This is a genomic window from Anaerolineales bacterium, assembly GCA_022866145.1.
In the GTDB taxonomy this organism is placed as follows: Bacteria; Chloroflexota; Anaerolineae; order Anaerolineales; family E44-bin32; genus PFL42.
This window is the reverse complement of record JALHUE010000321.1, coordinates 1-10,080: the sequence shown is the minus strand read 5'-3', so window position 1 is coordinate 10,080 and position 10,080 is coordinate 1. Positions and strand designations below refer to the sequence as shown.

Here is a 10,080-nt window from a genome sequence, read left to right as displayed (position 1 = left end):
TCGAGCTCGAAGACCGGTCCGCCCGTGTTGCCGACGGTCAGGATGCGTCCCCCCTTGGCGGCAGCCCGCAGGCTGAACGGCAAGCTCCCGGCGCCCACATTGTCGACGATCACGTCCATTCCCTGCCGACCGGCAGCCTCGAAAACGGCTTTGGACCAGTTGTCCAACTGGCTGCGGTCGATCAGGATGTCAGCCCCAAGTCCGCGCGCCAGGGCTAGCTTTTCGCTGTTCGATCCGACCACGAATACCTGGGCGCCCACCCACTTGGCGATCTGGATGCTGGCGGTGTTGACGCCGCCCGAGGCGCCGACGATCAGCACTTTCTCGCCGGGTTGGAGAGCCCCGCGACGGATCAGCGAATGCCAGGCTGTCAGGAACACCAGGCTGGCGGCGGCGGCGGCGTGCATGTCGAATCCGGGGGGGAGGGGCAGTACGTTGGATGCGGGGACGACCACGAGCTGGGCATACGTCCCGGGAACCGTCTCTCCGAGCAGGTTCCAGGAGCGGCACAGGTTGTCCCGGCCGGCGAGGCAGGCCGGACATTCGCCGCAGCTCAGATTGCCGTTGATGACGACGCGTGTCCCCTCCGCCGGGGAGTCAACCCCTGCTCCCAGCCGATCGACGACGCCTGACCCATCCGCGCCCGGGATGTGGGGGAGAGCCAGCTTGAGCCCCGGCCACCCGTTGCGGGTCCACAGGTCAACCTGGTTGAGCGCAGCGGCCTCGAGGCGGACCCGGACCTGGCCGTGACCGGGAACCGGATCCGGCAGCTCCATCAGCTGCAAGACCTCAGGGCCGCCATGCTGCTCGAAGCCTATCGCGATCAAGCGTCGACCTCCAGAGACAAGGAAGGGAGCATACGTGTGCCGGAACGATCTGGCGGCTCAGAGGCAGAGCCGGCAAACAGGAGCTGGTTGGATTATAGCGTCCTCGTGCAGGCGCACTGCGCCCGGGCGCCAGGCTCAGGGCTGCTGCAAAGACAGCTCTCGGACGTGGACTTTGGCCGGACCTTCGACGCCAAGCGGCCCGATCAGAAGCCGGATCCGGCTGACCGGGCCAAGGTCGGCGGGGAATTCCAACTGGACCGTCGGGTCTGGAGGCAGATCCTGATATTCCTGATTCACAACGACCGGTTCATCCTGGCTGGCCCCGTAGAGCTCAGCTTCGAGCGAGATGTTCATGCTCCCAGTTGTCAATGCCAGCCCGGTGAGGCTGCGCGGGCTGGGAAAGGTGATATCCAGCAGGAACGGATTTGCCTCCATCCCGCGGGCGAGGGTGTAGAGATCTCCGTCGAAGATATGGCCAAGGTTCCCGCTGTCGAGAACGGAATGCGCAACCTGGACGGCTTCGCCCTCCAGGTCGATGATCTCCACCACCGGCTGGCTGCGTTGCTCGCGCTCCTGCGCCAGAAGCGCCTCGACCTCCGGGGAGTACGTCATCCTGATGAAGTAGAAACCCGTCCTGCCATCGGGGTAGGGAAGTGTGCGGTCCACGCGCAAGTTCGCGATCTTCGGCTCGTGGAGCAGGGCTCCGTACTCTTCTGGTGTGAGCACGAATACGATCTGAGGCATCAGGTCATCCACCTCAGAAAGGAACCGGTCGGCATTGCCCACCTCGACCGGGACGTCGTCCGGCAGGAAGAACCGGCGGACGACGTCAATCCCGTTGCCCCAGGAGGGAGACACAATGATTCTCTGGTTGGGGTTCTCCTGAAGCATCTCATCTACCTCGGCAAAGACCTGCGAAGCTCCGTACTGCATCTCCATACCGTAGCTGCGATTCCACAGCGGCCCGCTGACTAGGCTGTTGTGCAGGAGCAACAGGTTTAGGCTGGCCAGCGCAACGAAGGTGGCGAGGGCCAGACCGATGGCGGCGCGGGGGTATCTCCGCAGGATGAGATCGATGGGGAGGTCGAACCCGATACTCACCAGCATCGTGGCGGGGATGACGAATGAGAGCAAGCGAGTGATCCCTGCCCCGGCGACGGCACCGGCCAGCGGGATGGCAAGCAGGCAGGCTAGCATGGCCCGGTGGGCCGGCTGGCGCCAGCCACGCACGGCCTGAACTAGCCCGACGAGGGCGAAGGGCAACATCCAGCGCATCATGTGCCCGTATCCATCCATTGTGTGGCGGGCCATATCGTGTTCGTGAGGCCAAAACCAGTAGGCCGGGCTGATGCCTCGGGCATAGGCTCTCAGGGAGAACAGCGCCTTCTCGGCCAGAGGGCCGGGTTGCGCCCAGGGGCTGTCAAGAATGCGCAGAATCTGTCCTTGCGCTTCAGGCATCAGCAGGTAGAAGCGCAGGTAGGGGAGGCCGAGCAACACCAGTAGGAGCAGGCCGCGCAGCACCACCTTGCGATGCTGTCGATGGTACGGGAAGTCGACAACCAGCAGCAGCAGCGCGGCCGCCGGGACGATGATCTGCGCGGGACTGTAGGTGTAGAACGCCATGGCGCCGAACACCAGCGCAAGGTACAGGCTGGAGGGATGGCGGTAGCGGTAGCGCAGGTAGAAGTAGAAGGAGCAGGCGAAAAACGAGACCATGAGTGAGGTCTCGAAGGCGGTGCGGGAGTGTAGGAACCAGGCGGGGACCATCGACAGGATGAGAATACCGGCCCACCAGAACCGGAGTCGGAAGAAGTCTCGCAACGCCCAACCCACGGCGATGGCGCCGGGAAGGGTAAGCACTGCCGCGGTTGCCCGGGTGGTAAAGACGGACTTGCCGAACAGAATGTAGGGAAGCACCTGGGCGTAGACCGACAAACTCAGGTTGAAGCGGTAGACGTTCTGGAAGTACGTCGGCCAGGTGTTGCCCAGGAAATCCCGGAATCCGTCTCGCACGAAGTCCGCCGCCAGGACGGTCTGTACGGCTTCATCGGTGAAGAAGTAGATCGGATAGTCGGAGATGCGATACAGGCGCACGGCAAGGTAGACCAGGAGCGAGGCGGTGACCAGGGCGATCTCGACCCCGAGGGGCAACGGCCCTGCCTGCATGTCGGCGGATGTGCGTTGCCACCACAGGCCAAAGCGGCGTCGAAGCTCAGGCCATTGGATTCGCCACGCGGTTGGCGTTGGAGGCGGCTGAGCGGGAGATGGGGGCGAGGCGGGTGGCGCGGTGGGGGGTGTCCCAGCGGGGCGGGATTCGCCAACAGTGTGCTGGTAGATGAGGCGTGGCGGCTCGCCGGGCTCCGCGGCCTCGAGCGTCAGGCGCAGCCGGGTCCCCGGGCGGATGGTGATCCCCAGTCGAATGGTTTCAGCCTCACCCGGTCCCCCTTCCTTGAAGGGGATCTCGGCTCCGGCATCAGCCGGTGCGGCTTCGGCAGGGCTTGGCGGCCGCTTCGGCTTCTTGCGGGGCTTGTCACCTTTCGCGGGCTGCCGGGTTTGGCTCTTGGTGGGCATGGCGGGTTGGTTCTCGGCAGATCCTCAGCCAGCGGCGCCCTGGCCTAGGGCAAAGCCTCGAGCAGGCGTTGAGTGAGTTCCTCGACGGGCACATACATGACGCCGCGGTTCTCCGCAGCCCCGTAATCTTGGATCCATGCGATCCGCCCATCCTGGTCGACTAGGACGAATGTGTGGCCCGGTTCTCCCGTCTTGACCGCCCACTGCAGAACACCATAGGCCTCGGACACCGTGTGGTCGGCATCGCTCAGCATCGGCACTGTGGTGATCCCCAGCGCCTGCGCCTCCGGTGACATCTCTTCCACCGGGTCGAAGGCGATGCTCAGGACAGGAACGCCAAGGGCCTGGTAGTCGGCATTATTCTGCAGGTCAACGACCTGCTGCATGCAGGGCGGTCAACCAACCGCCATGTGGAAGAATAGCAGGACAGGGCTGACACCGGCATAGTCCGCCAGTGCCACCTGCCCTCCGCCGACCGCAGGCAGCGAGAACGAAGGCGCTGGGTCGCCGACCTCAAGCGGGCCCGTCGACGCCGGCCGGCAGCCGACCAAGCTGACTCCGAGAAGTATTGCGGCAGGTAGAAAACGCATGACACCTCCCAGCGGAATGACGATCAAGTTCCAGGCCCAGACCCCACGGGCGAGGTCCGCGCCCGACCGAATTCTATCCTGACCCGAGTTTGCGGACGAATGAGCATCGCCCTGCATTCGCAGATCGTGCTTGGGATAACGGCGAGGAGCCAGGGCGCGCCTACTGTTGTGGTGGGGGGCTTGCGGTCTGGACCAGCTCGCCATTCGGACTGCGGTTCTGCCGCGGTCGACCCGGGACCGCTTAGCCGGCTAGCGCAGCCCGAGTTCGAGGCGGGAGATCACCAGGCGTTGGATCTCGCTGGTGCCCTCATAGATCTCGGTGATCTTGGCGTCGCGGAAGTAGCGCTCGATCGGGAGTTCCTTCGAGTACCCCATCCCAGCATGGATCTGGACGGCGGCGTGGGCGCAGAACATGGCGGTCTCGGAGGCGAACAGCTTGGCCATCGAGGCTTCCAGCGTGAAGCGCTGGCCGGTGGTCTTGGAGGCCTGCTTGGCCAAGGCCGCCTGATAGACCAGCAGGCGGCTGGCCTCCAGCCGGGTCTTCATGTCGGCCAGTTTGAACCCGACGCCTTGGTGCTGGCCGATCTTCTGGCCGAAGGACTCGCGTTGGCGGGCGTACTCCAGGCTGGCCTGGTAGGCGGCTCCGGCGATGCCGAGCGACTGAGCGGCGATCCCGATCCGGCCGGCATCCAGGACGGTCATGGCGATCTTGAACCCATCCCCTTCATTCCCCAGGCGGTTCTCCACCGGGCAGGGGTAGTCCTCGAACACGATCTCGCAGGTAGCGGAGGCGCGGATGCCCAGCTTGGGTTCGGTCTTGCCCAGACTGAAACCGGGCAGGCGTGGATCGACCAGGAAGGCCGTGATCCCTTTCTGCTTCTGCACTGGGTCCGTCATCATGAACACAATGATTGAGCCTGCCACCGATCCGCTGGTGACCCAGGATTTGCGCCCGTTGAGCCGGTAGTGTTCGCCGTGACGTTCGGCGCGTGAGCGCATGCTGCCGGCGTCCGATCCCGACATCGGCTCGGTGAGCGAGTAGGCGCCGATTACGGCGCCAGAGGCCACAGGCGGAAGGAAGCGCTGCTTCTGCTCCTCCGTGCCGAAGCGCAGCAGCGGGTAGCAGAACAGCGAGTTGTTAACCGACATCACGGTGCCGTGGGCGGCGTCAACCTTGCAGATCTCCTCCAGCGCCAGCGCGTAGGCGAGGGTATCCAACTCGGCGCCGCCATAGGCTTCGTCGACCTCGATCCCCATGAAGCCCATTTCCCCCATCTTGCGAATCGTGGCGGACGGGAACACGCCGCTCTCGTCGTGTTCGGCAGCAATAGGCGCGATCTCGCGCTGGGCGAAGTCGCGCGCCGTCTGGCGGATCATCTCGTGGCCAGGGCTGAGTTCGAGCGAGGGGCCCAGGGAGGAACCGGTATCAATGGCCATGGCTTCCTCCAATGTGTGCCGTCTCGCTTGAGTATAGTGCAGGCGGGATTTCCTCGCCTGGGCCCCCGAGGTAGAATGCAACTCCCATTCCCTTTCTGCAGGCGAGGCGTCCATGACCGAGGGGATATCACCCGAGATCTTCCAGCACCTGGTCGGCCTGGCCGCCCTCGAGCTGGAGGCAAAGGAAGCCGAGTACCTGCGTCGGGAGCTGAACAGTCAGCTCAAGGCGATCCGTGAGCTCGAGGCCATCACCCTGGATGCCGAGACGGCGATCACTTCGCATGGTGTCCCCTACACCCCCGCTATCAGCCAGCCGCCGCGGGAGGACCGGGTGCAGCCTTCGGGGCTGGCGGATGACATCCTGGCCCAGGCACCGGAGACCGAAGGCCGGTACATTGTCGTCCCCGACATTCCGCACACGGAGCTGGAATGACCTCCGACCTCTGCGACCTCTCGGCGCTTGAGATCTCCCGCCGCGTCCGCAGCGGCGAGATTCGGGCGATGGACGTGCTCGACTCGGCGCTCGAACGGATTCGCCGGGTGGATGGCCGCCCGGGCTCGACCTCGGCCGAAGCGCCGCTGGCCGAGGACGAATCCAAAGTGCATGCGTTCATCACCCTGATCACCGAGCGGGCGAGACAGCAGGCCCAGGCCGTCGACCGCCAGGTGGCGGCCGGCAAGGATCCGGGCCCATTGGCCGGAGTTCCGCTGGCCGTCAAAGACATCTTCTGCGTTCGTGGCACCCCCTCGACCGCTGGCTCACGGATCTTGGAGACCTTCGTCTCACCGTACACGGCAACGCCGGTCGATCGGCTGGAAGCGGCCGGGGCGGTGACGGTTGGCAAGGTCAACCTGGATGAGTTCACCTTCGGCTCCTCTAGCGAGTCCTCCGCCTTCCAGCCTTCGCCGCGCAATCCCTGGGACCCAGCCTGTGTGCCAGGCGGCTCCTCCGGCGGCAGCGCCGCAGCCGTGGCGGCCGGGGAGGCGGTCCTGTCGCTAGGCACGGACACGGCCGGGTCGATCCGCCAGCCGGCCGCCTTCTGCGGCGTGGTCGGGCTCAAGCCGACCTATGGCCGCGTCTCGCGCTACGGGCTGATTGCCTTCGCTTCATCGCTGGACTGTCCGGGACCCGTCGCCCGTGACGTTGCCGATGCGGCCCTGATGCTGCGGGTGTGCGCCGGGCCTGACCCCCGCGACGCGACTTCGGCCAACCTGGCCGTGCCTGATTACCTGCGCGAGCTCGACCGGGACGTGCGCGGGCTGCGCATCGGCCTGTCGACGGACTACTTCCGCCTGAAGGTTCCAGAACCGAAGACCGGAGAGCTTTCCGAGCAGCCCATTCAGCCCGAGGTCGAGGCCGCCGTCCTTCAGGCGGCGGAGCTGCTGGCCAAGCAGGGCGCCGAGATCGTTGAGGGTGTGCCGATGCCGAACACGGGCTTTGGCATCCCTGCCTACTTCGTGATCTCGCGCGTGGAAGCCTCCTCCAACCTGCACCGCTACGACGGGGTGAAGTATGGCCGGCGGGCTCCCGGCAACATGCCTGACATGCAGGCGCTCTACCGCCGCACACGAGGCATGGCGTTCGGGCTGCAGCCTAAGCTGCGGATCCTGATGGGGATGTACGTCTCGGCAGAGCAGTACGAGAAAGGCTACTACCAGCGTGCCCTGCAGGTGCGAACGATGATCCGGCAGGACTTCGAGCGGGCCTTCGATCCGGAGGGCGCAACTCGTGTGGACTGCCTGCTGACAGCCACCACGCCGACGACGGCCTTCGAGATGCAAGCGGTCTACGGCGATTCGGTGCTGATGCAATACGCCGATTTGTTGACGGTGCCCGCCAACCATGCCGGGATCCCCGGGATCTCGGTCCCTGCCGGGCTGGATTCGCGCCGGCGGCCGATCGGCATTCAGCTGCTGGGGCCGGACTTTTCCGAAGCAGTCCTCCTTCGGCTCGGGCGCGCCTTTGAGCGTGCAACAGCCGATCAGGCCTGGCGCAGCGTTCGGCCCAAGGTGCTGCTGTGAGGACTTGCGCCCGCTCAGCGCCGGGGACCAGCCACTGTCACCCCGGACATGCGCCGGGGTGCCAATCGCCCCTCCGGGCACTCGCCTTCGATCCTCCACGAGGCAGGCGTTGAAAAGACGATGAACTCAGCGGAGTTGCGGGCGGATCGAGCGGTGGCGCCAGACAATGCCGGTTGGGGCCGGGGAGACTATGCCATCCTCCTCGGAGTGTGTGTCCTTGGTTTGGCCCTGATCCTATCCGTCGGGAGGGACTACGGCATTTCCTGGGATGAGCCCAACCTCTCGCAGGTGGGCCGGACCACGTTGAACGCCTACCGGACGCTGGAGCGACCGACCGGGTCCTACGCCGTACAACATGGGCCGTTCTACTTCGCGGTGGCGGAGCTGCTGGCGGGCGGGCTGGCGGGGGCGAGGTTGGGGGTCTCCGCCAGTGACGGCCACCATATGGCCTACGCCCTTTGCTTCCTGCTGGCCGCGATCTCGGTCTACGTCATCGGGCGAGGATTTGTCGGACGCCTTGCGGCGGGGCTGGGAATGCTGCTGCTTGTAACTCAGCCCTTGCTCTTTGGACATGCGTTCATCAACCCCAAGGATATTCCGTTCATGGGATTCTTCTCGGCGGCCATGGCCATGGGGATGGCCCTATACCGCAACGTGCCTGCTGAGCCGTTCAACTCGAAGGACTTCCATCTGGCTGAGCGGCGCCGACTGGAGCGCATGGGGTCGGCGGCGCGCAACCGATGGGTGGCTACGGCACCTTTGACGAAGCTCGTTGCCATCCTTGGCGCGGGCGTGCTGGCCATCCTCCTGGTGGACATGCTCTTCGTACACCGTCTGGTCTTGCCGGGCATGACGGCGCTGACCGTCAGGCTGTACGCGGGCCAAGGAGGTGCTCCGCTTCAGGCCCTCTTTGCCCGCCTGGCGGAAAACAGGGCCGGCATACCGGTCGAGGCGTACATCGCCAAGACGGTGGCCGCTCACAGAGGGCTGACCGTCGGCCTGATTGCGGTGCTGCTGCTTACTGCGCTGACGGTGACAGCCGCGTCGTTGGCGCCTCCTCTCCGCCGGCTAGGACGAGGCTTCCGGGCGCTGCTCGTCTTGGCTGGCATCCTGCTTGGCCTGACGACGGCCATCCGGATCCTTGGGCCTCTCGCCGGCCTGCTGGTGACCGGCTTGCTCGTCGGCCGCCTCCGCCTGTGGGCGCTGCCAGCTCTGCTTGTCTACTGGTTCGTGGCGTCCGTCGTCTGCTACCTAGCTTGGCCTTACCTGTGGGGGCACCCGGTCGCTGGCCTGCTCGACAGCTTCAAAGTCATGTCCCAGTTCCCTTGGAATGACCCGGTATTGATCGGCGGCCGCTTCATTCTGGCCAAGGACGTGCTTTGGTTCTACGCGCCTGTCTTGTTCGGTCTTCAGCTGACGCTCCCCGCTCTTGTGCTCGGGTTGCTGGGTGGCATCCGTGGAGCGGCGGAGGCGCGCCGTCGACACTCCGCCGGCGCGGTCCTGGTTCTGTGGAGCTGGCTCGTCCTGCCCTTTGTGCTCGTGATTGCGATGGATGCGACGGTGTATGACAACGCCCGGCATCTGCTCTTTGCCCTGCCTCCGCTCTTCGTCATGGGTAGCCTGGCCTTTGGCTGGGCGTTCGAACGCGTCCATCTGCCTGTCGTTCGAGGTTTGATCGGGCTGATCGCCTGCCTACCCGGCGTCCTCGCCATCGCCCAGCTGCATCCATACGAGTACATCTACTACAACGAGATGGTCGGCGGAGTGGGCGGCGCCGCCCGAAGGTATGAGCTCGACTACTGGGGCACTGGGTTTCGTCAAGCCATGGAGGAGCTCAACCGGATTGCGCCGGAAGGCGCCTCGGTCGCGGTGTCCGGACCTCAGACATCGGCCTGGCACTTCGCCCGAGAGGACTTGGTTCTGTGGAAGAACCCCAGAGCGGCAGGGACGGAAATGCCGGACTTCCAGATCGCCACATCCAGGTGGAATTGGGACCTGGATCCCACGCACTGGCACCGGCTGGCCCATGCGGCTTGGTGGCCCGAGGCCCAGGTGATCTGGGTCCTCGAACGCGACGGGGCTGCACTGGTGGTCATCAAGGAACTGAAGCATGGGAATTGACACCGGGCGGTTTGGGAATGTACCGCGTGTTGAGTCCCCCCATGTTCCGGCGGACCGCCTGCCGGCGACAACGACGGGACTCCCGAGGATGTCCTCCCGCAAAGGGGGCGGTGCGTGCTAGCCGGATCTCGCTGGGATCGATCCGACTCGCGGGTGGTTGTCGCCATTGTGGTGGGAGGACTACTGCTTGCGCTCATTCTCGGGAACGACTACGGAATGTCGTGGGATGAGCCGCTGATCGCCACGTATGTCGAACGGCTGCTGCGGGCGTACGCCAGCCTTGAGGCGAAGGATGCGGTCTTCGTCGACCTTCACTTCTACGGTCCCTTGTACTTCCTGGTGGCTGACGGGATCGCCCGCGGCTTGCGCGAGGTCTTGGCTGGATGGTCACTCATCGAGGGCCGCCACGCGGCCTATTTCCTGAGCTATGTCCTGGCCACGGTGTCGGTCTTTGTAGCGGGACGCGGCCTGGCGGGCCGGTGGCCGGCGCTGCTGGGGGCGCTCTTGATGGC

At 65.2% G+C, this 10,080-nt stretch carries 8 protein-coding genes; 4 read left to right on the top strand and 4 right to left on the bottom strand.

Annotated elements, in window-relative coordinates:
* The 4 genes from MUO23_09990 to MUO23_09975 all read right to left on the bottom strand — a co-directional run.
* A partial coding sequence (locus MUO23_09990; GenBank protein ID MCJ7513284.1) for an alcohol dehydrogenase catalytic domain-containing protein occupies positions 1-827 on the bottom strand: 827 nt, incomplete at its 3' end.
* Between the two features lie 135 nt (positions 828-962).
* Positions 963-2,978, bottom strand: coding sequence for a hypothetical protein (locus tag MUO23_09985; GenBank protein MCJ7513283.1), 2,016 nt, complete (start codon positions 2,976-2,978; stop codon positions 963-965).
* 464 nt (positions 2,979-3,442) lie between these two features.
* On the bottom strand, positions 3,443-3,988 hold the full coding sequence (locus tag MUO23_09980) for a peroxiredoxin family protein (GenBank protein MCJ7513282.1): 546 nt from the start codon (positions 3,986-3,988) through the stop codon (positions 3,443-3,445).
* A 249-nt stretch (positions 3,989-4,237) separates the two neighbouring features.
* Complete coding sequence (locus tag MUO23_09975; protein ID MCJ7513281.1) at positions 4,238-5,425, bottom strand: acyl-CoA dehydrogenase family protein; 1,188 nt, start codon at positions 5,423-5,425, stop codon at positions 4,238-4,240.
* 112 nt (positions 5,426-5,537) lie between these two features.
* On the opposite strand from MUO23_09975, the gene MUO23_09970 reads away from it, so the two are divergent.
* From MUO23_09970 to MUO23_09955, 4 genes are all read left to right on the top strand, one after another.
* Entirely contained in the window at positions 5,538-5,858 is a 321-nt protein-coding gene (locus MUO23_09970; GenBank protein MCJ7513280.1) for an aspartyl/glutamyl-tRNA amidotransferase subunit C, read from the top strand.
* Complete coding sequence (locus tag MUO23_09965) at positions 5,855-7,447, top strand: aspartyl/glutamyl-tRNA amidotransferase subunit A (protein ID MCJ7513279.1); 1,593 nt, start codon at positions 5,855-5,857, stop codon at positions 7,445-7,447. Before MUO23_09970 ends, MUO23_09965 begins: the two co-directional genes overlap by 4 nt.
* 120 nt (positions 7,448-7,567) lie before the next feature.
* Positions 7,568-9,568 (top strand): hypothetical protein, encoded by a 2,001-nt coding sequence (locus MUO23_09960; protein MCJ7513278.1) that lies wholly within the window; start codon positions 7,568-7,570, stop codon positions 9,566-9,568.
* A 114-nt stretch (positions 9,569-9,682) separates the two neighbouring features.
* Positions 9,683-10,080 (top strand): hypothetical protein (locus tag MUO23_09955; protein MCJ7513277.1); only part of this gene is annotated, 398 nt, incomplete at its 3' end.